General features: G+C 53.3%; 20 protein-coding genes and 1 other RNA gene. 8 read left to right on the top strand and 13 right to left on the bottom strand.

What is annotated here, in order from left to right; genetic code table 11:
* Window positions 1-306 precede the first annotated feature (306 nt).
* The gene (locus tag ACZ1HV_RS24345) at window positions 307-1,350 is read right to left on the bottom strand and encodes an AraC family transcriptional regulator (protein WP_472718499.1); all 1,044 of its coding nucleotides are present in this window, start codon (window positions 1,348-1,350) and stop codon (window positions 307-309) included.
* A 122-nt stretch (window positions 1,351-1,472) separates the two neighbouring features.
* On the opposite strand from ACZ1HV_RS24345, the gene ACZ1HV_RS24340 reads away from it, so the two are divergent.
* Together ACZ1HV_RS24340 and ACZ1HV_RS24335 are read left to right on the top strand one after the other, a co-directional pair.
* Window positions 1,473-1,919, top strand: coding sequence for a cupin domain-containing protein (locus ACZ1HV_RS24340; RefSeq protein WP_298821355.1), 447 nt, complete (start codon window positions 1,473-1,475; stop codon window positions 1,917-1,919).
* Window positions 1,920-1,961: 42 nt separating this feature from the next.
* Entirely contained in the window at window positions 1,962-3,449 is a 1,488-nt protein-coding gene (locus ACZ1HV_RS24335; protein WP_472716581.1) for a flavin-containing monooxygenase, read from the top strand.
* Window positions 3,450-3,462: 13 nt separating this feature from the next.
* Here the strand turns inward: ACZ1HV_RS24335 and rnpB are convergent.
* Window positions 3,463-3,875: RNase P RNA component class A (rnpB, locus tag ACZ1HV_RS24330), an RNA gene on the bottom strand.
* 278 nt (window positions 3,876-4,153) lie between these two features.
* Between rnpB and ACZ1HV_RS24325 the strand changes: the two genes are divergently transcribed.
* A complete protein-coding gene (locus ACZ1HV_RS24325) occupies window positions 4,154-4,720 on the top strand; it encodes a carboxymuconolactone decarboxylase family protein (RefSeq protein WP_472716580.1) in 567 nt (188 codons plus the stop codon).
* A 55-nt stretch (window positions 4,721-4,775) separates the two neighbouring features.
* Window positions 4,776-5,351 carry a TetR/AcrR family transcriptional regulator gene (locus ACZ1HV_RS24320; protein ID WP_472716579.1) on the top strand — a complete coding sequence of 192 codons (576 nt, stop codon included), beginning with the start codon at window positions 4,776-4,778 and terminating at the stop codon, window positions 5,349-5,351.
* 21 nt (window positions 5,352-5,372) lie between these two features.
* On the opposite strand, the gene pdxR is transcribed toward ACZ1HV_RS24320, so the two are convergent.
* Window positions 5,373-6,848 (bottom strand): MocR-like pyridoxine biosynthesis transcription factor PdxR, encoded by a 1,476-nt coding sequence (pdxR, locus tag ACZ1HV_RS24315; RefSeq protein WP_472716578.1) that lies wholly within the window; start codon window positions 6,846-6,848, stop codon window positions 5,373-5,375.
* An 80-nt stretch (window positions 6,849-6,928) separates the two neighbouring features.
* On the opposite strand from pdxR, the gene ACZ1HV_RS24310 reads away from it, so the two are divergent.
* The gene (locus ACZ1HV_RS24310; protein WP_472716577.1) at window positions 6,929-7,603 is read left to right on the top strand and encodes a pyridoxamine 5'-phosphate oxidase family protein; all 675 of its coding nucleotides are present in this window, start codon (window positions 6,929-6,931) and stop codon (window positions 7,601-7,603) included.
* A gap of 78 nt (window positions 7,604-7,681) precedes the next feature.
* Here ACZ1HV_RS24310 and ACZ1HV_RS24305 read toward each other — a convergent pair whose 3' ends face one another.
* The 3 genes from ACZ1HV_RS24305 to ACZ1HV_RS24295 form a co-directional block, all read right to left on the bottom strand.
* Window positions 7,682-8,188 carry a lytic transglycosylase domain-containing protein gene (locus ACZ1HV_RS24305; protein WP_472718498.1) on the bottom strand — a complete coding sequence of 169 codons (507 nt, stop codon included), beginning with the start codon at window positions 8,186-8,188 and terminating at the stop codon, window positions 7,682-7,684.
* A 519-nt stretch (window positions 8,189-8,707) separates the two neighbouring features.
* The gene (locus ACZ1HV_RS24300; protein WP_298821369.1) at window positions 8,708-9,472 is read right to left on the bottom strand and encodes an N-acetylmuramoyl-L-alanine amidase; all 765 of its coding nucleotides are present in this window, start codon (window positions 9,470-9,472) and stop codon (window positions 8,708-8,710) included.
* Window positions 9,469-10,161, bottom strand: coding sequence for a molecular chaperone DjiA (locus ACZ1HV_RS24295; protein ID WP_152500750.1), 693 nt, complete (start codon window positions 10,159-10,161; stop codon window positions 9,469-9,471). Before ACZ1HV_RS24295 ends, ACZ1HV_RS24300 begins: the two co-directional genes overlap by 4 nt.
* A gap of 310 nt (window positions 10,162-10,471) precedes the next feature.
* Between ACZ1HV_RS24295 and ACZ1HV_RS24290 the strand changes: the two genes are divergently transcribed.
* Complete coding sequence (locus ACZ1HV_RS24290; protein WP_472716576.1) at window positions 10,472-12,586, top strand: putative bifunctional diguanylate cyclase/phosphodiesterase; 2,115 nt, start codon at window positions 10,472-10,474, stop codon at window positions 12,584-12,586.
* A 15-nt stretch (window positions 12,587-12,601) separates the two neighbouring features.
* On the opposite strand, the gene arsH is transcribed toward ACZ1HV_RS24290, so the two are convergent.
* From arsH to ACZ1HV_RS24255, 7 genes are all read right to left on the bottom strand, one after another.
* Window positions 12,602-13,342, bottom strand: coding sequence for an arsenical resistance protein ArsH (gene arsH / locus ACZ1HV_RS24285; protein ID WP_298821373.1), 741 nt, complete (start codon window positions 13,340-13,342; stop codon window positions 12,602-12,604).
* The gene (arsC, locus tag ACZ1HV_RS24280) at window positions 13,335-13,748 is read right to left on the bottom strand and encodes an arsenate reductase (glutaredoxin) (protein ID WP_472716575.1); all 414 of its coding nucleotides are present in this window, start codon (window positions 13,746-13,748) and stop codon (window positions 13,335-13,337) included. The genes arsH and arsC overlap by 8 nt, the downstream gene beginning before the upstream one ends.
* 11 nt (window positions 13,749-13,759) lie before the next feature.
* Window positions 13,760-14,101: an ArsR/SmtB family transcription factor gene (locus tag ACZ1HV_RS24275; protein ID WP_298963836.1), complete on the bottom strand. Its 342-nt coding sequence runs from the start codon at window positions 14,099-14,101 to the stop codon at window positions 13,760-13,762.
* Window positions 14,102-14,167: 66 nt separating this feature from the next.
* Window positions 14,168-14,626 carry a winged helix DNA-binding protein gene (locus ACZ1HV_RS24270; RefSeq protein WP_298821452.1) on the bottom strand — a complete coding sequence of 153 codons (459 nt, stop codon included), beginning with the start codon at window positions 14,624-14,626 and terminating at the stop codon, window positions 14,168-14,170.
* Window positions 14,627-14,743: 117 nt separating this feature from the next.
* Window positions 14,744-16,048 carry a TRAP transporter large permease gene (locus ACZ1HV_RS24265; protein WP_472716574.1) on the bottom strand — a complete coding sequence of 435 codons (1,305 nt, stop codon included), beginning with the start codon at window positions 16,046-16,048 and terminating at the stop codon, window positions 14,744-14,746.
* Window positions 16,048-16,605 (bottom strand): TRAP transporter small permease, encoded by a 558-nt coding sequence (locus ACZ1HV_RS24260; protein ID WP_298821386.1) that lies wholly within the window; start codon window positions 16,603-16,605, stop codon window positions 16,048-16,050. The genes ACZ1HV_RS24265 and ACZ1HV_RS24260 overlap by 1 nt, the downstream gene beginning before the upstream one ends.
* Window positions 16,606-16,677: 72 nt before the next feature.
* On the bottom strand, window positions 16,678-17,670 hold the full coding sequence (locus ACZ1HV_RS24255) for a TRAP transporter substrate-binding protein (RefSeq protein ID WP_472716573.1): 993 nt from the start codon (window positions 17,668-17,670) through the stop codon (window positions 16,678-16,680).
* Between the two features lie 230 nt (window positions 17,671-17,900).
* On the opposite strand from ACZ1HV_RS24255, the gene ACZ1HV_RS24250 reads away from it, so the two are divergent.
* Together ACZ1HV_RS24250 and ACZ1HV_RS24245 are read left to right on the top strand one after the other, a co-directional pair.
* Entirely contained in the window at window positions 17,901-19,367 is a 1,467-nt protein-coding gene (locus ACZ1HV_RS24250; RefSeq protein ID WP_472716572.1) for a glycosyltransferase family 39 protein, read from the top strand.
* Window positions 19,368-19,507: 140 nt separating this feature from the next.
* The gene (locus ACZ1HV_RS24245; protein ID WP_472716571.1) at window positions 19,508-23,092 is read left to right on the top strand and encodes a hydantoinase B/oxoprolinase family protein; all 3,585 of its coding nucleotides are present in this window, start codon (window positions 19,508-19,510) and stop codon (window positions 23,090-23,092) included.
* The last annotated feature ends 276 nt before the right edge of the window (window positions 23,093-23,368 follow it).

Below are 23,368 nucleotides of genomic sequence, written 5' to 3'. Positions count from 1 at the left end.
GATCGCACACGACCCCGTCGAGCGATGTTAAGACGAACATGCTTAATGAAGCCTTGACAGAAACCAAGAATCGGATTCGCAGGAATACGGAGGTTTTCCAAATTGCAGTTGCGGATTTCGGCAAAAATTGCCTAGCGCCTAAAGACTTGTGGAGAATGAAAAACGACGGGAAACCGCGCACCACCTTAAGCAAAATTCAGCCGGTTCTCGCAGCATCCCAAGAACCGGGTTACCAATTCACCCAAGAAAAATACGCGCGGATTACGTTAAACACTTGGGAAATTCGTCTCTTCCCAAAAACGGAGCTCAACGGAATTTTTGATAACGCCGGGTTTCCCGAGGAGTTTCGTCGAAACACCGTCTGTAAGCGACGCTAAAACGGCCGAAATGCCGATGCCCCGACATGTCGGCCACTTCCGCAATCGTGAGACTGTCGGATCCACTGATCAGAAGATGGCGCGCATATGCCAACCGGATGCTTTGCAGATACTGGATCGGGCTGCGACCAAACTCGCGCTTGAAAAGCAGTTGGAGATTGCGCGGCGTTGTTCCGGAGTGTGAACTGATGTCCAGCAGGCTGATATCTTCCTGAAAGCGCTCACAGATCATTTCAGTAGCACGCTTGACGATCGCCGGCGTCGCCCCGCTGCTGGTCCTGCCCAGCATCGGAGAAACGGTATTTGGCTGGCTATCTAACAGCGATGCAACCAGCATTTCTTCCAGGAGGTCCTGGCAACGATCGTTTTTATTGCTAAAGATCTCCCCCGCTTCAGCTCCCTTGAAAAGCCCGCGAAGCCTCCTTGACCACCGGGCAAGCTCCGGCTGCGTAAGATCAAGCTTTGCGTTGAACCTTATGGGGCCAAGCTCGGTTCCAGCCATGCGAACCGCAATCTGCCGAACAAATGCGCGTTCGATTTGCAAGAGAACCTGTTCGCAACCCGCATGCCACTGCATCTTCGTATGGCGATCAGGGTTCAGAAGTGTCGCTGTCCTGGTATCGGACGAGACGTACTGATGACCATTCGCGACCTCTGCGGTGCCGGCGATAGGTATCTGTATCAGGTAGAAATCCGCCAACTCTCCGGGGTCGATGGACACATCGGCACCGTATCGAAGGTAGTTCAGTGACAGGTGCCGGCCGGCCACTCTGTTCTGACAAGCGTCAAAACGAGCATCTGCCGAAGCCAACTCCAATCGATGATTGCAAAAATGGCGCGCAACAATGTCCCGGGCTTCATCGACATCCAACGTTTCGAAGCACCGATAGCGATCCAGCGGAGTTTTGCCTGACAGCTGCGAAATCATGCATGAGAGCATGCCGTCGAAGCCTTCGCTGTTCAAGAAGAACACGTTCTGCAATGCGGCATTTCACAGCAGGTGATCAGGTAATTTCGCAAATCGGATAAAACATTTGCGCAAGGCGCGCTTAGCTTTTTGCGCTGATTAACGCAAAGACAAGCGAGACAAACATCATGCAGAACGGAGCAGGCGTCACCTCTGCCGAAAAGGGGTTGGACAATGTCAGCTGGAATGTTGTTGGCCACACCTATACGCCCAAGCTAGTGAGCAACAACGCCTTTATCTGGCATGCCGAGATACCGGCGGAAACCTTCGTGCCACCTCATATTCATCCCACACAGGACGAGTGGATCGTCATGCTGGAGGGGGAACTGGAGGTAGAAATGGGCGGCAACGTTCACAAAGCCGGCCCTGGAGACACGGTGCGCATGCCCATGGGCGAAGCTCACGGCATCTTCAATCGGTCCGGAAAGACGGCAACCTGCGTCTTTGGCGTCGCGCCGACCCGAAAGCTGTTTGACCTTTTCGGCGCCCTGAACGGCATTACCGACCCCGCGGAGCTTGTGCGGCTTTCTGCGTTGCACGAGGTCGATTTTCTACCCCCGCCAGATGAGGCCTGATCGAACGAGCCGTCTCATAGATTAAGACAGAGGACTAGTTCAATGACGAAACGCAAGACTGTCGCCGTCATCGGCGGCGGCATAAGTGGGCTTGCGGCTGCCAAAGCCTTTGACGAGCGCGGCCACCGCGTACTCGGGTTTGAACGCAGTCACGATCTTGGCGGGGTTTGGGAACCATCAAGGTCATACCCGGATGTCCAGACACAATCGCCGAAAGACCTTTACCGTTTTACAGATATGCCGATGCCGGAGAGTTATCCGGAATGGCCAAAGGGGCCTCAGGTGCACGCTTACCTGCATGCTTATGCCGACAAGCATAAGCTAGGCAGACTTTTTCGTCTCAATACCCGCGTACAATCCATGGAGAAGCGCGCCGATGGCGGGAAAGGTTGGACACTTATTCTGGAGGCAGCCGGAAAGACATGGTCCGAAGAATTCGATTTCGTCGCTGTATGTACCGGCCAGTTTTCCGACAAGAACATCATACGCCACCCAGGACAGGCCGAATTCGAAGCTGCCGGTGGCAACGTCGTGCACAGTTCCGAATACACCGATAGCAATCTGGCAGATGGCAAAAGAGTGGTCGTGTTGGGCGGGTCGAAATCGGCCACCGACATCGTCGTCAATGCAGCCCGAAACGGAGCGAGATCCGTAACAATGGTCTACCGGGAACCTGTATGGCGCGTTCCATATTTTGTGGGCGGCATCAACTTCAAACGGCTTTTGTACATGCGCGCGCAGGAGCAGCAGTTCAACGGTTGGGGGCGTTCGACCATACGCAAAGCTGTTTTCGCCGCATTCACACCCTTGATTTGGGCCAACTTCCGAGGGCTTGAAACGCTTCTCAAACTTCAACTGAAACTGAAGAAGTGGGACATGGTTCCAGACGGCCCCATCGAGAAGGACGCATCTTGCTCATTGCCGATCGTAACGCCTGGCCTGTTTGAAGGCTTTGAGAACGGATCTATAAAGCCGATAAGAAGTACTTTTGAGCGGTATGAGGAAGGTCAAGTGGTTCTTGCGAACGGCGACAAGTTGCCCTGCGACCTTGCCGTTCTCGCTGTTGGCTGGAAACTGGGAGTCCCATACCTGGCGCAAACGTATCAGGACAAGCTGATTGAACCTGACGGGCAATATCGGGTCTTTAGACTTGCCGTTAATCCCGATCTGCCCGACATGGGGTTCGTCGGTTTCAATTCCAGCTTCTGCACGATCCTGTCGGCCGAGATGATCGCCAACTGGCTGGTACGTTATGCCGACGGTAAGCTTGCCAACCAGCCCAGCGCAGACGTCATGCGCAAAAATATCGATGAAATGCTTGAATGGAAACGTCACGAACGTCCCGCCGCCAAGGTTTATGGTGGGTTGTGTTCTGCACCATTTCATTTCCGTCACTTCGACGAGTTGCTGGCCGACATGGGCGCAACAAAGCGCAAGCGCGCCAATCCGGTGGCCGAACAGTTCTCATACCCAAATGCAGATGCATATGGAGATTTCCTGAAAAGCACGCCGCAATATACCGCATGCTGAAAGTGGTCAAAGAAGTGCCAGTCGGCCTGTAAGCCGGGTTCTGTATGGCCCGCTTTCGCGGACGTGACAGCCATTCGTCTGGGGCACCTGTTACCAGGCACCTCGCGCAACCAACCCGGACAGTCGGCCTGGAAACGGGCCCGGGCCAGGATCGCTCCATGGCCCAATGCTGTCCCTATTCGGTCTTGCTCCCGGTGGGGTTTACCATGCCGCTGCTGTTGCCAGCAGCGCGGTGGGCTCTTACTCCACCCTTTCACCCTTACTCCGATACAACCTTTCGATTGGCCCGGAGCGGTTTGCTTTCTGTGGCACTTTCCCTAAGGTCGCCCTCGCCGGGCGTTACCCGGCACCGTGTTTCCTTGGAGCCCGGACTTTCCTCCCCCGCAACCTTTCGGCATTTGCGGCAGCGGCTGTCCGGCCGACTGGCGTCTGCGGACTTAAGTGGCTTTGTCGGCAAGGTCAAGCAACTGTGCATGGCGCTGGTGCGCTACCCGATCTTTATTTGACTGTCACGGCTTTTGGCTAACTTTTAGGGAATTCAGCTGAAAGCCTCGGTTTCACGTTTCCTTGAGCGAACTAAAAAACCCATGTTTTCTGCCAAAAAATAGCATCGCTACATTTTTGACTATGCAGTACATAATTCCCATATGTCTCCTGCCATCATGAGTGCGAGTCGCGCTCTGAAATGAAAGAGAGACAGGCATATGACTGAATTTTCACGCCACACACTTGAGACCGCACCAGAGCAGAGCAAACCGCTTCTCAACAACTCACTTCAAGCGTTTGGGATGATACCGAACCTGCATGCCGTCATGGCTGAATCTCCCCAGCACCTGGAGGCCTACCAGAAGCTTCATGAGCTCTTTCAGCAGACCAGCCTCACTGCAGCTCAGCAGACTGTGGTTTGGATGACGATCAATGTGGAGCACGCCTGTCACTATTGCGTACCGGCCCATACCGCCATTGCACATATGCAGAAAATCAACAGCGGCCTCATCGAAGACCTTCGAAACGCGAAACCGCTTGAAGACGCGAAACTTGAAGCCCTTCGTCGGTTCACGCTTCAGGTCGTGCGTCAACGCGGCAATGTCTCAACGCAAGATGTGGAGAGCTTTCTGGCCTCCGGCTACACCAAACAACATGTTCTTGACGTCATTCTTGGCGTCGCACAGAAAGTAATGTCTAATTACGTCAACCACCTGGCTGACACGCCTGTTGATCCACCGTTTCAGAAGTTCGCCTGGGCTCCAGCGGCGATCGCAGCCGAATAACGATTTTCAGTCTCCGGCAAATCAAATGCCGGAGACTGAAATGCAATGAGGTTTCATGGCCGGAAGACCAAAATCCTTTGATGTCGATGAGGCTATTGACGCCTTTGTCGATGTATTCTGGACCAACGGTTACAGAGGAACTTCTGTTGACGATCTTCAAGACGCTGCCGGCATCAAACGCGGCAGTTTCTATGCCGCTTTCGGCTGCAAGGACGACGTATTCGAAAGAGTTCTTGAAAAATACTGGAATGAGGCGACCGAGGTTGGCCTCAAGATCCTCGACGAAGACAAGCCGCCAAAACAGGCGGTCGCGAACTTCATTCGGCACATCGGATCGTTCATGTCCCTCAATACGCCACGAGGCTGCCTGCTTTTGTCTTCATCTAGCGAAACAGCTGATGCGCATAGTGGTGAACAGTCGTTTGTTTGCTCAAAGATGACCGAACTGGAAAATCGGCTGTTGCGAACGCTGGAAAGAGACAGCGACGAAACGGCTTCGCTCTGTGCCCGCGACCAAGCCAATTTCGTTCTCGCCGTTATTCTTGGCCTCAACGCAATGGCCAAAGCTGACTGCGGCTCTTCAAGAATTAGGGCAGCAGCGGATTATGCCGCAAGAAGCATTGCGTCCTGATAGCGATAAAACCTCGAAGTTTCATATACAGAAATTTCCACTGTCCAAGAGATTGCTGAGAGTATCGATACCGGCCACCATCTGTCTCTCCTGAGCGCTAGCGAAACCGATGATAAGCCCGGGTTTAGCGCCCCTGTCGAGATAACAGTTGCTCAACGGCGAAACCGCGAAACCTCTCGATTGCATGGCAACGGCAAGAGAGACATCGTCAATCGGTTCTCGAAAGAGGATCGCAACCTGTACATTACCGGTTGGCAGCTTGACGTCGACGCGATTGCCCAAACACGCCCGCAACGTTTCGACCAGCGCAATCCCCCTCGCTTCATAGACCCTGCGGATCTGCTTCAGGTGTTTTTGATATGCACCGCAGTCCATGAAATGCTCAAGAGCTGCCTGAGCTTGCACATTGGCTGCACAACCCATGTTGCGCATGAATTGCTCAAGCGATGCCACCAGGCCTTGCGGAACCACGCAATAGGCAATGCGCAAACCCGGCATCAGACTTTTCGAGAAGGTCCCGAGATAAATCACCTGACCCTCGCTCGCCAGGCCCTGCAACGCTGCAACTGGACGACCTGAAAACAGGAACTCGCTGTCGTAGTCATCCTCCAGGATTGCCGCCCCGGCCTCGCGTGCTGCGTCCAACAGCGCAAGACGTCGCGCGAGCGGCATGCGGATGCCAAGCGGGTATTGATGGGAAGGCGTGACGTAGATCAGCCTTGGTGGTTTCTCCCACTGTGCGAGTTTGCCCGGATCTGCGCCTTCTTCATCCACCGGCAGCGGCCGAACCTTAAGCCCTGCCACATGAAACGCAGTGCGAGCACCGAGATAACCTGGCTCCTCGAGCCAGGCTTCATCTCCGGGGTCGGCCAATGCAAGAGACAGCAAGGACAGGCAAGCCTGCATGGAACTGGTGACCAGGATCTGTTCCGGTCCTGCTCTTACCCCACGTTCAGATGCAAGGTAGCGTGCTAGACGTTTCTTCAATGCAGGCAGGCCGGAAAAGTTTCGGTATTGCAGATCCGGACTACGCTCAAGTCGGGCGGCTCGGCGAAGCGATCTTGCCCACTCTTCATATGGAAAACAGTCTAATGCGGGCGTTCCAGGCTGCAGCGCTCCATGTCTGAAGGCCCACCCGTTTCCACGAATATTTGCTGCCATGAGTTCTCCGCGCCCAGAGAGGCGCGGCAACGTCGCACCACGTCCGGCAGGGGAAGGTCCACCTTCCAGACGAATGCCGCTTGCAATGCGCGGCGCGGCTCCGGACTTGACCCTGGTAATCCCTTCAGCTCTGAGCAAATCGTATGCCGTATTCACCGTATTTCTGCCGACCTGCAACGAGGCAGCAAGACGACGCGTTGATGGCAAGGCGCTGCCCGAGTGCAGCAGACCAGACTGAACAGCTATCCTGATCGACCGATAAATCTGCTCAGCGAGCGGCACGTCTGACCGTCTTTTGAGCGTCAAAACACCTTCGGGTAAAACTGGTTCTGTCATTTTTAAAAAACCGGATCTTTTGTGGAGCCAATTTCTTGAGCAAAGAACATCGCACAACTGACAGTCAAGTGGAGAGTTTGATGTCCTCCTTGGAAAAGCGGCAGGCAAATGATTTGCCGCGCTACGCTAAAATCCGGCAGATGAACAGAGGAAGCTACGACCGAGATCTCGTCAACGAGATATTGGACGCGGGTCTTTTGGCGCATTGTGCGTTCATCCATGAACAACGACCGATGGTCATCCCGATGGCTTATGCACGTTCCGGCAACAAGATCTATATTCACGGTGCGAGCAAAACACGCATCATCAAGGAAAATGCAGAGGGTGCCCCCGCAAGTCTGACCGTGACTCTCGTCGACGGCATCGTGGCCGCTCGTTCCGCTTTTCATCATTCGATGAACTATCGTTGCGCGATCGTTCATGGCACTGCGCGACTTGTTGAGGACCATGCCGAGCAAATCGATGCCTTGAAAGCCATCACCGATCATCTGATGCCCGGTCGTTGGGATGAATGCCGCGAAATGACAGCGACCGAGCACAAAGCAACAGGCGTGCTCGCACTTGAGATCGAACATGCCAGTTCAAAGGTCAGAACTGGCGGTCCAGTCGACGATAAGGAAGACCTTGGAACAGACCTGTGGGCAGGTGTCGTCCCTGTCGTTACTGCCCTTGGTCCACCCTTTGCCGCCGCAGATGTTCCGGAAGGGACGCCTGTTCCAGCTTCCGTACCCGCAGCGCAGCGAAAGTTTGCGTAGCTTTGGAGTATGCAAACAAAAAACCCGCCGGGATCTCCCGACGGGTTTTGGTCCACGATTGACCGCCCTGCAATCTATTCAGATGGAACCTATAAGACGCTTGACCTTGGAGCAGTAGCGGCGGCTGACCGGATTCATGCGCTTTGCATAGTGTCCGGCGTTGTAGCGCAAGATCGTGCCGCACAAGTCGCCACCGGCTTTCTGATGGGCACCGGCAAGATATTTCATGCCCCATTCGAGATTGGTCGCCGGATCGTAAAGCGCCTTTGTCGAGCCCCGATATCCGATGCCACGGGCCGTCGCTGGCTTGATCTGCATCAGACCTACTTCACCGGCCCTGCCCCGTGCGCGCGGGTTGAAATTGCTTTCAACTTCCACAACAGCCTTGGCGATCTTGACCGGAACTCCGTGTTTTGCAGCTGCCTTGCGGATCAGCGTGGTATAACTGTCGCGACTTGCTGACCTCTTGGATGTCTTGGCCTTGGCGTTTTTTGTGCTTTTCGCACTCGATTTCGCTTTCGCGGACGATGCCTTGGGTTTCTTCGCAGACTTTTCCGGTTTTTCCGGTTCGATGATGTGAAGGATCGGTTTTGATCCCGAACCGACATTCGTGACCTGCTTCACATCATTTGAATTGGCATCCTTGTCCTTCTTCTTAGTGTCTATGACATGCAGGATCGGGTCCGCACCTGATCCGACTGCAATGGCAGAAGATGTGAAAGAGGATGTAGCATAGGCGAAAAGGCAAAGCGCCCCAGTAACTTTCGTCAATGACCGTAACATTCAGTCCAGCCCTTTTGGTTTTTGGTGTTGTTGATTTCGAGGCGGAGAAATGACGGAGCTATGGGACAAAATTGGGCACCTCCCAATCACGATTTATTTCAATTTATTTCGAATTCTCTCGGAGTTTCGGCGCAAAAATTCGTCAGAAACTGCAAATTTTGACGAAATTGGGCAGGCAACAGGGCGTTTGGTTGGCAAATTGGAGAAAGACTGTGACGCCATCTGGCGAATCAGAAGTCTTTCTTGCCGCAGCGCAGCATAATTTCAACAGTTGCGTGAACGAACTTTGAGCCAACAGTTTTTCTCAGACGTCTGTCCGGTTCAACTCGCGAGCGACGGCAACCTTTTCAGAAGGCCGTGCAATGTCTCGATCGTTGATCTGTCAACCACCCCATCCACCTTTTCAGGGCGGAAGTGCCGTTGAAACGCGGAAACGGCATGCTTTGTCTGGGTGCTGAAATCACCGCTGACGGCGACCTCGTAGCCGTAAAGAGCGAGCATGGACTGAAGAGCCTCTACAGGCTGACCGCTATCGCCTTCCTGCATCATCAAACCGCTGCCGATCGGGCTCGGGTCGACGAAGTGCCCGACCCCGGATGCGGCCAGGCGGTCCCAAGGGAACAACTCTCCAGGGTCAACTTTTCGTTCCGGAGCGATGTCGGAATGTCCCAAAACCATCCAGGGCTGAATTCCGTGTCTTCTACAAATGTCGCTGACAAGCTCGATAACTGCAGCGACTTGGGCGGTTGGGAAAGAACGGTACCCAAATTCGTGTCCCGGATTGACGATTTCAACGCCGATCGAGCGGGAGTTCGTATCCGTTTCACCTTTCCAGGAACCTTGCCCCGCATGCCATGCACGCCGGGCCTCCGGAACGCACTGGAGGATCGATCCATCTTCGTCAACAAAGTAGTGTGCAGACACTTCTGCTCGGGGATCACATAGCCGCTGTAAGGCGGCTTCCGCTGATTGCATGCCCGTATAGTGCAAAACGACCATATCGATTTGGGCACCATTAGCTCGCGGGCCGTGATTGGGAGACGGATGAACCCTCGCCGGAACTCCCGTATCTGTTAAGGCGCTCATATACCCCTTTCCGCACTGATTTGTGCCCAGGCGTTGTTCAACGCGGCGAGCCGGTCATTCGCAATGCGGACGAATTCTTCTGGAACACCCCTGGCTATCAAGCGGTCCGGATGGGTTTCCTGAACCTCCCGGCGATAATGAGCCTTGAGGTCGGCATTGCTGGCGTCAGGTCCAAGCCCGAGGACATCATAAGGATTTCCGTCCTTGCGAACGTGACGCGCGAGGACTTTTGAAAACTCTCGTTCGTCCAGTCCAAAGACTTCAGCCACTTTTGAAAGGTAGCCGACTTCGCTTTCGTGAACGACACCATCGGCCTTGGCGATGTGAAACAGGCCGTCAAGAATGTCGAGCAAAGTCTTGTGATCGTAGGGAAACAGATCAGCCAGCTTCTTGGCATAGACTTCAAATCCGGCGACATCTTCCTGCGCCAGGTTGAAAAGGCGGGCAACATTGCGCTCTTCTTTCGGTGGAACTTCGAAAAGCTCCCGAAACGCGATGATCTCATCGGTTGTAACAACCCCATCAGCCTTTGCCATCTTGGCCGACAAGGCGATCATTGCAACGGTAAAGCCAACACTGCTGGTGCCTTCCGGGCGTGCCAGCACAAGCTGCACGAGCCGGTCGACGAATTGAGCTCCACCCGTACCAATAGAACTTACAATACTGCCCAGGCTGCTCCAGACGCTCACCCATGCGCTCCTATTCGGAATAGCACCAGAAAGTTCTGGCCAGCCCAATCCATCTGATTCAATTGCTCATAACACTCTTATCCACCACAGGGATGTTTGACCAGTGATCATGGCGGCAACTGGCCATGATCAACAGCGTGACTGGGACTGAAGACAATTGAGATAAGCAAATATAGCCCTGATTCCCAATGGGGATTCATGATGGTTAAAGGAATTGCGACTAAAATTTTCGCACTTATGTTGAGATACTGGTAATACGCCGAATGGCTGCCCCCTGGTCAGAAGAAACATTGTAATATTTTTCATATCGATGTCACTGGTTCTGACATTGGCGCTGGGGGTCTATGCCAGCAACCGACTGCTGACTCATTGGCTGGTTGTGCGTGGTTTGGAACAAGCCTTCATCCCGTATGAGAAATCCATACAGGACATGCTTGTGTCCTTGCAGCAGGATCGTCAGCCGGCGCTGCCGAACGTTAGTCAGCTCCGTTTATCCAAGGCACAAGAGCCGACATCCCTGCTACCCACAAGCACTTTGAACAACATCAGAGACATGTTGCAGCTTAAGATGGGGCGGTCCGAAGTCCTGGACGCAGCACTTGTCTTTCCCGGCTCAACATCGAGCGCCGAGAAATTCGATACCGGCTTCGGCAAGATTGACTGGTACAAAGCCAACACGCTGGTTTCTGCTGACACGCTGACCAGCGCACGCACTGCATTGAATTCTTCAAAGTTGCTGACAGCCGTGCCGGACATGACGTTGTTCGGGAAATTCGGGCCGAATGCTGTGCTTGCTTACAGACCTGAAAACATCGGTCCGAACGTGCCCGGTCTGCTCATATTGGTGACCCAGTCGGAACTCCTTACAAGCCTGACACCTCTTATTTGGTCAATCAGCGCGGCCATCGGTGGCCTCTGCCTTGCCTCCATCGTGTTTGCAGGCTTTCTCTTGTGGATGCGGTTTTATGATCAGGTGCGCACAAATCGCGACATTCAATATCTCGCTCACCACGACACGCTCACCGGGCTGCCGAACCGGGCCGTATTCAATGCACGTTTGACGGAAGCTCTGCGTCTGTCACAGGCCAAAGCCTCCAACATTGGCGTCATGTTGATCGACGTCGACAAATTCAAGGAAATCAACGACACGTACGGCCATGGAACAGGTGACGTGTTTCTGCAGATTGTCGGCGAGCGTTTGAAATCTGTCTTCAACAATCACCTTGTTGCCCGTCTGTCTGGCGACGAATTCGCGGTCATGTTGACGTCAATTTCGGATCCGGCCCGCATGACCCGCCTTGCAGCGGACATGATTGCGGCCACCGATGCCCCTTGCACAATAGACGGCAAGGACATCAAGATCTCGCTTTCTGTCGGGATTGCACGCGCAACAGACGGATCCTGGAGGGCATCGCGACTGCTCCATTGCGCCGACCTTGCCCTCTACCGGGCAAAACACAGCGGCCGGTCGACATTTTCCTGGTACACCGCTGAGCTCGACGCCGAAGCTCAAAAAAGGAAAGAAGTCGAGGAAGGCCTGTCCAAGGCCCTTAAGTTCAACCAGTTCAAACTGCTATACCAACCGCAGTACTCTTTGCGCGACGGGGAGTTGAAGGGCTATGAAGCACTGATCCGCTGGGATCATCCGGCCAAAGGTACCATTCGTCCGGACATATTCATTCCAATAGCCGAAGATACAGGACTTATCGAAGAGATTGGCACTTGGGTCTTGAATCATGCCTGTCTGGAGGCCGCACTTTGGGAAGACAAGAGCCGACGTATTGCGGTCAACGTTTCAGCAGCTCAGTTCATTGCGGGTGAAACACAGCACCGCGTCGCAACTGCGCTCAGGAACTCAGGACTTGATCCGCACCGGCTTGAGATCGAAGTTACAGAAAGCCTTCTCATCTCAAACACAGACGCCGTTGTTGAAACGCTGAGGCAAATCCGAGACATGGGTGTGTCGATTGCCATGGACGATTTCGGAACAGGCTACTCATCGCTGAGCTATCTCAGCCTGTTTCCATTCGACAAAATCAAGATCGACAAGGCCTTTATTCAAAATCTCGGAAAAGATGCCAGCACGGACGCCATCGTCACATCCATTGTGGGCCTTGGACGTTCACTCGATGTTGTCATCACTGCAGAAGGTGTTGAAACCGAAGAACAGGCTGTGCTGCTGAGCGCAGCCGGTTGTGATTTGGTGCAGGGATACATGTTCGGCAAACCCGACGAGGTGACACGGCATGAAGCCGAATACCCAGTCTTTCCATTAAACGAAGAAGGCGGTTTGTGGTTCCCCCAAAACATGGTTCGGCGGGCTAAATCTCCGAAAATCCGGCTTGCTCCGGAACTCGCTCAAAGTTCAAAGCCGATGGAAGACCCAGCGACTGAGAAAAACGCGGAACTGAAAACGGCCGGATAATCGGAACGGGTTCGATCAGCGGGCAACACCCAGCGCGGCTTCTGAAGCGGCCGAGCGTTTTTCACGATCTGCCTTGCGTTCCGAGTACCTATCCACGAGATAAGTGGATCTGCCGCGAACCAACAGCGTAAATTTCATCAACTCTTCCATGACATCGACAACGCGATCGTAAAGAGGAGACGGTTTCATACGCCCGTCTTCGTCAAATTCCTGATAAGCCTTTGGAACAGACGATTGGTTGGGAACTGTGACCATGCGCATCCAACGGCCGAGAATTCGCATCTGATTGAGCGCGTTGAAGGATTGAGATCCGCCCGAAACCTGCATGAGTGCAAGCGTTTTGCCCTGAGTGGGCCGAATAGCTCCAGTGCTGAGAGGGATCCAGTCAATCTGGGATTTCAATACTCCGGTCATCGCACCATGCCGCTCTGGAGAACACCAAACCTGGGCTTCCGACCAATTGCACAGCTCCCTGAGTTCAGCCACTTTTGCGTGGTCGATTTCAGCATCATCCGGCAATGGCAAGCCTTCAGGGTCAAAGATCCGGGTTTCTGCTCCGAAGGCGTTCAATATCCTTTCAGCCTCGTGAACCAAAAATCGGCTGTAGGAACGTTCCCTCAGAGATCCATAAAGCAACAGAACACGAGGAGCGTGCATCTCGTCGTTCAACGACATGAGCCGATCGCCCGCAATCGGCGCTATGTCGGTTTTGATGACATTTCGCAGTCCGTTTCCGACCAGATCGAGATCAGGCATCCGTTGACCCTGAATTCACGATCTCACCGTCTTCCTTGGTGAATGATCCGATTTCGGTAGAGAGCAGGTCCACCACCTTTTCTGAAGGGCGACACAGAAGAACCCCTTTTTCAGACACCACAATCGGTCGATTGATCAATATGGGATGTTCCATCATAAAATCGACCAGTTGATCATCAGTCCATTTGCCATCTGAAAGCCCAAGTTCCTCAAAGGGCGTTCCTTTCTGACGAATAAGATCCCGCACCGAAATACCCATCTGGGCAATCAACTCGAGAAGCTTTTCTCTGCTTGGAGGCGTTTTCAGATATTCGATTATCTGCGGCTCGATGCCTGACTTGCGGATCATTTCAAGCGTGTTCCGTGACGTGCCGCATTTGGGGTTGTGATAGATCGTGATTGTCATGTTTTCCGGTCCTAGACAGCGTTTTTGGGCCTGGAGATCGTGCTGGGTGAAAAACCGCAGACGCTCGGATCATTGCCGCAGCAATCCTCTACGAGAAAAGCCAGTAAGGTCCTCATGGCATCAATATCAACCGAATAGTGGATATGCCTGCCATCACGGCGTGCAATGAGCAGTCCGGCCCTCTCAAGTGTCGTCAAGTGAAACGACATACGGGTCGGCGGCACGTTCAATCGCATGGCGACGTCTCCGGACGGCAAGCCGTTCGGTCCTTGCTGCATCAACAATCGAAAGGCAGCAAGCCTGTTGTCCTGAGCGAGTGCGCCCAGCGCCGAAACAGCGTTTTGATCGTCCATAATTCGGTATTACAAGAAATTTTGGAATATACAACAAAAATATAACCCTAACTCGCAAGCGACAATTTACATGGCCGCAGCGGCTCGGGCAGCTTGATCATAATTGCCGGATACGAGCCGCAAAGTCGCGGCCAGACGAGACAGCTCGCTTTCATCAAGTCCGAGTGACTTCATGGGCTCAACCAGCAAAGCTTCACGCAAGCGCCTGTATTCCAGGCAGGCAGTTTCACCTGCTGAGGTGATCTCCGCCGTTTTTTCTTTGCCTCTCCTGCCCGACGCTATCAGTTTGGCTTTTTCAAGCTTTTTGAGAGCATAGGTCACGGTGTGCGTATCCTCGATATTGAGAACAAGACAAATATCCGAAAGTGTCTTGGCCCGCCCCCGGTGATTGACAGAATGCAGCACCAGAACATCGAGAGGACCAAGGCCTTCAGAACCGCTCGCCGACATACAGCGCACCATCCAGCGGTGGTAGGCGTTGACCATCATCGTGACCGCAAACTCGATCTCTGAGAGCGCAGGCATTGCCCCGGAAGCCAGATGAGCGGCCGACACCACAGGCCCGATATTGGCATCTTTCTTTTGTACTGGTTTAGCGTCGGGTTTATCCGTCAATTTCAGGGACCTCCGGGCAGGCTTTCATTAGTTGCTTAGCATTGTCTGCGGCAACCAAAGAGCCAAGCCCGGAAATGTAACAATCAGGACAACGGCCACGATCATCAACAAGAAGAATGGCAAAGCCATGCGCGCCACTGTGAAAATGTTGCGCCCTGTCATCCCTTGAAGCACGAAAAGATTGAAACCGACCGGCGGCGTAATTTGGCTCATTTCGACAACCAGAACCAGATAGATGCCGAACCAGATGAGGTCCAGCCCCGCTTGTTCCACCATGGGAAGGATCACGGATGTGGTCAGTACCACTACGGAAATTCCGTCCAGAAAGCATCCCAGCACGACAAAAAACAATGTGAGAGCGATCAAAAGTGCGTAGGGCGAAAGCTCCATGGCACCGATCCACGCGGCAAGTTCCCGAGGAATGCCGGTAAACGCCATTGCAACCGTCAGAAACGCAGCCCCAGCCAGAATGAACGCTATCATGCAAGAGGTCCGCGTCGCACCCATCAATGCCTGCGCAAAGCTTTCACGAGATAATGTGCCAGACATCCAGGACAGCAGAAGTGACAGCATGACACCAATTGCGGCTGCCTCTGTAGGAGACGCCAGGCCCGCATAAATCGAACCGATCACACCGACAATCAATGCAATGACCGGAAAGAGACGCCTGGTTGCATAAACACGTTCAAGGAAGGGAACCGCCGCCTCTTGCGGAGGCATCTTGCCCTTGTTCATCATCGCCCACAAAGCAATATAGCCCATGAAAAGCAGGCACAGCATCGCGCCCGGGAGCACTCCCGCCATGAAAAGACGTGCAATAGATTGCTCTGTGGCCGCACCATAAACAATCAATATGATCGAGGGTGGGATCAAAAGACCGAGCGTGCCGGAACCTGCCAGCGTACCAATGGCCATACGTTCGTCATAGCCGCGCTGTTTCAGCTCCGGTAGCGACATGCGCCCCACGGTAGCAGTTGTTGCCGCCGAAGATCCGGAAACCGCCGCAAAAATTCCGCATCCGAGAATGTTCACATGCAGCAAGCGACCGGGCAGGCTTCGCATCCAGGGCGACAACCCGGCAAACATGTCCTCCGACAACCTGGATCGAAACAGGATTTCGCCCATCCAGATAAACATCGGTAAGGCGGTCAGGTCCCAAGAATTTGCCGCCCCCCAAACCGTCGTGGACATGACCGAGCCTGCTGGAACCGAAACCAGCGCCATCATTGCCGCCAGAGCAACGGCAAAAAGAGCGACAGCAACCCAAACGCCGGTTGCGAGCGCAGCCAGCATTCCCAGACCCAAAAATGCAGCTATCCAGGAAAGGTCCATTATTCGCTCCCCTCGATCGGATCGGATCTGACGGCAGTTTCAAAGCTCGGGGCACCGCCGGTAATTGCTACGATCAAATCGTCGGCAAGCGATATCGAATAGACAAGCAAACCGAATGTCATCACGAGCTGAGGGTAGACGAGCGGCACCGGAATGATGCCCACCGAAGTCTCATCAAACTGAAAACTGTCATAAGCCAGCATGCCTGTGTGCCATGTGAAGAACGAAGCCAGTGCAAGAGCAAGCGCGAGCACCCAGATGTTCAACAAACGTGCTGCAGGAGGCTTTACGGCCTGAAGCAGGATCGAAACGCGAATATGGTCCCCATTGCGTAGCGTTCCGGCAAGGGCGAGAAAGGAGGCGCCCACCAGCAGGAAACCTGCGAATTCTGCGAGAGAGGGGATTTGTAGCCCCAATGGCTCCAGGCTGAGGACAGTCCTAGCCCAATCGAACATTCGTCCGACCACCTGAAGAACTACAAGTGATGAAATGGCCACAAGGCAACTGGCAGCCAGAACCGTTGACGCTTGATAAAGCGCGTTCAATGCCTTTCGCATCCGCTTCCCCCGTCGGATTAGACGCTAGAATGAAAAACGCCGGACCTTTTGGGTCCGGCGCAAGAAGCCTGTCTATTTTTTGTAAGCTTCAAGTACGGCTGCGCCGGTTGCGCCGGCTTGCTCCTGCCACTCACTCGCCATGGTTTCGCCAATTGCCGCGAGCTCTTCAATCAACTGGGTGCTCGGTTGCACAACCGTAATGCCGTTTTCGGCCAGAACGTTGGTTTTGCTTTTCGTCTCAACCTTTGAGGCTTCCCATCCGCGTGTTTCTGCGACTTCTGCAGCCTCAAGAACCGCAGTCTTCTCTGTGTCGCTCAATCCATCAAAGGCACGCTTGTTGACGATGACCATGTTTTTCGGCAACCAGGCCTGTGTATCATGATAGTGCGTCAGAAAATCCCAGGCCTTTGAATTGGCACCAGTCGACGGGGACGTGATCATGGCATCCACCCGACCAGTTGAGAACGCCGTGGGGATATCCGGAACTTCGATCTGCGCCGTAATGCCCCCTGCCAGAATGGCAAATCGCTCCGTTGCGGCATTATAGGCCCGTATTTTGAGCCCCTTCATGTCGTCAAGCTTCGCAACTTCTTTTTTGGCGTAGATGCCTTGGGGCGGCCATGGCACAGCATAAAGCAGCTGTAGCCCCTGTTCACCGAGTTTTTCTTCAAGCGCAGGCTTGGAGGCCTGATAAAGCTTCCATGCGTCATCATAGGAAGGTGCAAGAAACGGCACTGAATCAACTCCAAAGACCGCATCTTCATTGGAAAGGCGCGACACCAGCACTTCGCCAATAGGTGCAATGCCTTTGCGAACAGCATTTTTGATTTCTGGATGCTTGAACAATGAACCTGCGGAATGCACCTGGATGTTCAGCGAACCTCCGGTCTTTTCTTTTACATCCTCAGCGAATGCGCTGATGTTTTGAGTATGAAAGTTTCCATCTCCATAAGGCGTGGGCATGTTCCATTCGGTTTCAGCAGTGGCTACAGAGACACCCGCGAGACCGAAGGCGGCGGCGGCAGCCAGACAAAGTCCGGCCTTGGACAAAAAACATGAATTCAACAAAACAGTCTCCTCTTGGAAGCAGGTCTCAACCTGACAGGATGACGCTCAGGTGCATTCTTTGAACACCTTCAAAAGCGCATCTTCTTTGAGGCTAGACTCAAAAATACAAAACATCAACATTTTATCGATAAATTATTATCGTTTGCCTTTTTAGATGTTCTGGCTTTGCTAACTCCAAAGGATTGGCTAGCGTTCGCGCATATAGTTGAATGGTGAGGAAGGTGTAAGTGCTGCAGACAGACAAGCGGAGGGAAACAGGTAGTGTTTTCAATTCACTCTCCCTGGCTGCAGTGCTGCTGATTTCAGCGGCGTTGCGTTTTGTCAATCTCGACAGAACCAGTCTCTGGTATGATGAAGCCGTCAGCTGGAGCCAATCCAATGGGAGCTTTTCCGAACTTCTCACAGCCGTTTCAGCCGACAACTACCCCCCATTGCACAACATCATTCTTTGGCTAACCATGCCGTTTCTTGGCGACAGTGAAATCGCCCTTCGCGTCCCATCGGCAATCCTCGGAACAATTGCTGTCTGGCTCACTTATCTGGTTGGCAGGTCCATAGGCAGCCAACGGCTTGGCCTGTTGGCTGCTGCTTTGTTGTGTTTTTCACCGTTCCACATCTGGTATTCCACGGAAGCTCGGATGTATGCCCTGTTGGCCACCTGCGGATTGGGGTTTTTGCTCTCGGTTCTGAATGTGCTGAAGCAACCTTCTCGCAAATGGCTCGTTTTGCTGACGATTTTTGGTGCTCTATTTCTCTATAGCCATATCTATGCGCTTTTGGCTTTTGCCCCGGTTGGCCTGACTTGCGCGGCCTATGCGCTGCGCGATGTCATCAAGAACCGGTCTCTGACAGGATCTCCCGCGGTTGCAGCCTGTATTGCGATGTGGGCAAGCGCCATTGCTTTTTTCCCATGGCTGCTGATCCTGGCTGGCCGCGCGAGGTCAGTTGCTGCGGATGGCTTTTGGATCGCATTTCCGGACCTGAATTTCTTGAAGAATATGGCATTTGCCATTTCCGGCTCACTCGAGCTGATCATTCTTCTCTTGGGATTTGCAGCAATTTTCTTAGTCAAGCTGATCTATGAGACGGCAATTCGTTCGGAGAACGCCACCCGCTCAAGTCAGAACTTAGCTATATTGCTGGCCTATACCTTTGGGCCACTTGTGCTCGCATATGTGTATTCTGTTCTGGTTCAGCCAATTCTCTTTGATCGCTATCTGATTGCCGCCTGGCCTGGGTTCCTTTTGCTCGCTTCAGCCGGTGCCTGCTCGCTTCAGATCCGCTTGTTGCCACCAGCACTGGTCGCTGCATCTTTGATACTGTCCTATTCGGAACTCAGCTTCACGTTGACGGAAAAGATCCGCCCTGAATGGCGGGAAATCGTTCGGGATTACCGAGAGCAGAAAATGCCGAACGACAAATTGGTGCTCTACAAGGGCTTTGCAGCGCCAGCACTGGAGTATTATCTGCGAGAACCGAGTGCATTCAAAGCAACTGAAAAGTCTATGCAACCTGCGGAATTGTCACTGGACACGGAAAGTGGAGAACGTTGGCTGCTTGTCGTTCACAGCAATGCTGCAGAAACCGAAGCCGCGACACGAGCAGTCTCGAACAAAGACAAACCTCCTGCGGCCCAGCGCTTCGGCTGGGGCGCCAGCGGTTTGAGATTGCTCAAGGGGCGAACAGATCAATAAAAACAATCAATGGGATGTCATTGAGATTTTTTTATCGACAATTTATCGATAAAATGTCTACATAAACTCAATCTAAGGAGATGCGGGCTCCTACATTAGGTCTCGCGAACGCATAAAACTGCAGGATCAGAGGGAAGAAAATGACAGGCAAGTGGGATTTTTGGATCGATCGGGGTGGCACGTTTACCGACATCGTTGGTCGGGGTCCGGACGGCACTCTTCATCCTCACAAAGTCCTGTCCGAAAATCCTGAAGCCTATAGAGATGCTGCCATTCAGGGAATTCGCGAGCTGCTGGGCGTCGACCAGGGGCAACCGATTCCTTCGGACAAGATCGCAACGGTGAAAATGGGCACGACCGTTGCCACAAATGCGCTCCTTGAGCGCAAAGGCGAACGAACCGCTCTCTTTATCACCAAGGGTTTCCGCGACGCTTTAGAAATAGGTTATCAGGCCCGGCCCAACATTTTTGCAAAAGAAATCATCAAGCCGGAACTACTCTATGAGCTGGTTCACGAGATTTCCGAACGGGTGCAGGCTGATGGTGTCGTTGAAATTGCATTGGACGAAACCCAGGCTAGACGCGAGATGCAAACTGCGTGGGACGCGGGAATTCGTTCTGTCGCGATTGTTTTGATGCATGCCTACGCATTTCCAGCTCACGAACAGTCCTTGAAAAAAATTGCCGAGGACATCGGCTTTCCTCAAATATCCATTTCGCATGAAGTTTCGCCGCTGATGAAACTCGTCGGACGCGGCGATACCACAGTAGTTGATGCCTACTTGTCGCCGATTTTGCGCCGATACGTGGACCAGGTCCAGGAAGAACTGGGAACCGGCCCTCGCCTGATGTTCATGCAATCGTCGGGTGGATTGACGGCAGCTGATCTGTTCCAAGGCAAAGATGCCATATTGTCAGGACCGGCTGGCGGGGTTGTCGGCGCCGTGGAAACCTCTCGAATGGCGGGGTTTGAAAAAATCATCGGCTTTGACATGGGTGGGACATCCACCGACGTCTGCCACTATGAGGGAGACTACGAAAGGGCGTTTGAAACCGAAGTCGCAGGTGTGCGTATGCGCGCCCCCATGATGATGATCCACACCGTTGCTGCTGGTGGAGGGTCCATCCTTCACTATACGGATGGCCGATTTCAGGTCGGTCCGGATTCAGCAGGTGCCAATCCTGGCCCTGCATGTTACCGCCGTGGAGGACCTCTCACGGTGACCGATGCCAACCTAATGACAGGCAAACTGGCTCCTGATTTCTTTCCCAAGATCTTTGGCCCCAATCAGGACGAACCGTTGGATGCGGACATCGTCAGAAAGAGGTTTACCGATCTGGCTATGCGTATTGGCGACGGTCGTACGCCCGAGGAAGTTGCCGATGGATTCTTGAAGATTGCCGTCGAAAACATGGCAAACGCGATCAAAAAAATCTCTGTTCAACGAGGTTACGACGTAACCGAATATGCACTGACCTGCTTTGGCGGCGCGGGCGGTCAGACTGGCTGCAAAGTGGCCGATAGTCTTGGCATGAAGACAGTGATACTGCATCCGTTTTCCGGCATTCTGTCCGCTTATGGTATGGGTCTGGCGGATATCAGAGCTGATCGCCAGCAAGCTGTCGTGAAAACGCTCACTGAGGAACTTCTGCAGGAGTTGGCAGGTTTGCGGGACCAACTGGCTGGCCAGACTGAGGCCGAACTTGAAAAACAGGCCATTCCCGCCGCCACCCGGCGCACGTTCGCCACTGCTCACTTACGGTATGACGGCACAGATACGCCTTTGCCCGTGCCACTTGGCGGCGTTGACGAAATGCGTGCCGCGTTTGAAGACGCTCACAAGAAACAATTCGGATTTGCGTATGACAGCAAACCGATTGTGGTCGAAGCATTGGAGGTCGAAACAGCAGGTGGTGGCGCAGGGCTGGTTGAGCCCGATATTCATCTTTCAACAGGTATGTCGTCCCCGGCAACATCAACCTACATCCATTCGGAAAGCGGCTGGCAAAAGGCTGGTATTTTCAAACGGGAAGAACTGAAACCCGGAATGAAGGTTTCCGGGCCGGCCATGATTATCGAAGCGCACGCAACGATCGCGGTTGAAGACGGCTGGCAGGCTGAAATCAACACTAAGGATCATGTCATATTGCGGCGGATTGTTCCTCTTGTCAGGGCCGATGCGATTGGCACGCACGCAGACCCGGTGATGCTGGAAGTCTTCAACAATCTCTTCATGTCAATTGCGGAACAGATGGGGGTGACACTCCAGAACACGGCTTATTCGGTCAACATCAAGGAACGCCTCGACTTTTCCTGCGCAGTCTTTGATGCCGGCGGTGCGCTTGTTGCCAATGCGCCGCATATGCCGGTTCACCTGGGTTCAATGGACCGCTCCGTCGAGACAGTCATCAAACTGAACAAGGGTAAAATCAAGCCGGGTGACGTGTTTGCACTCAACGCGCCTTATAATGGTGGCACTCACTTGCCTGATATCACTGTTGTCTCTCCGGTGTTTGACGATGACGGCAAAGAGATTTTGTTTTGGTCCGCATCGAGAGGCCATCATGCCGATGTCGGCGGCTCAGCCCCCGGTTCTATGACCCCGCGAGCGACAAGTGTCGACGAAGAAGGCGTTCTGTTTGACAACTTCAAGATTGTCGATGAAGGACGGTTTTGCGAAGCGGAGCTTATTGACCTCTTAACCGATCATCCCTTCCCGGCAAGAAACCCGCACCAGAATGTCGCGGACTTGTCAGCACAAATCGCAGCCAACGAAAAAGGCATTCAGGAACTGAACAAGATGGTCAACCACTTCGGTCTTGATGTGGTTCAGGCCTATATGGGGCACGTTCAAGACAATGCCGAAGAAAGTGTCCGGCGCGTCATAGAAGCACTCAAGGACTCCGAATATGAGTACCCGACGGACCAGGGTGCGATCATCAAGGTCAAAATCTCGGTCGACAAGAACAAGCGCGAAGCCACCGTGGATTTCACCGGCACCTCTGCAGTGAAACCAAACAACTTCAATGCTCCGGAGCCAGTCACACGCGCGGCAATTCTCTATTGCTTCCGGGTGATGGTTGAGGGTGACATCCCGATGAATGCCGGCTGCCTGAAGCCGATCAACATCGTCATCCCTGATGGGTGCATGTTGAGACCTTCCTATCCGGCTGCGGTCGTTGCAGGAAATGTCGAAACATCCCAACATGTCACCAATGCGGTTTTCGCCGCGCTTGGGGCAATGGCCAATGCCCAGGGCACCATGAACAATCTGACCTTCGGCAATGACACTTACCAGTATTATGAAACCATCTGCTCCGGTTCTCCGGCCGGTCCGGGCTTCAATGGCACCGATGGTGTCCATACTCACATGACGAACTCTCGTCTCACTGATCCGGAGGTCCTTGAATTTCGCTTCCCGGTCTTGCTTGAAGACTTTCATATTCGCAAAGATTCGGGAGGCAGTGGAAAATGGAATGCTGGTGACGGCACACGTCGCACGCTGAGATTCCTTGAGAAAATGGACTGTTCAATTTTGGCGTCCCACAGAACTGTAACCCCGAAAGGGCTCGACGGTGGTAGCGACGGTGAGCTTGGACGAACTGAAGTTCGCCGAAAAGACGGAAGTATCGAGATATTGGAAGGTTGCGACCAGACTGAACTGGACGCTGGTGAAGCTGTCACCGTCATTACCCCCACGGCAGGAGGTTGGGGCGCGACCTGAGCCCTATATTCTCTTTGAACAAAGCCACTATCTGGTGGCTTTGTTCGTGAATTGCTACAAAAGGCAAAATCGGCTTCAAGGCCTTTTGTGATGCAACGCGATTGTTCTCAAAATCTTTGCGGCTCTAAAAGACAAACACGCTATGAAAACCCGTTCTGATTGAATGGTGAACCTTCACAAGAAGACACTGACTTTGCGGCGTTTATTGCCGTTGTTTGCAATTGATTGAATGTCAGTAACCTGCTCCCTTGCGCAAAAGTGCGCCGAAGGTACCGG

Source organism: Roseibium sp. JB4-4 (assembly GCF_055693425.1).
Note: the sequence above shows the minus strand (reverse complement) of the source record. Positions and strands in the feature narration are given on the sequence as shown.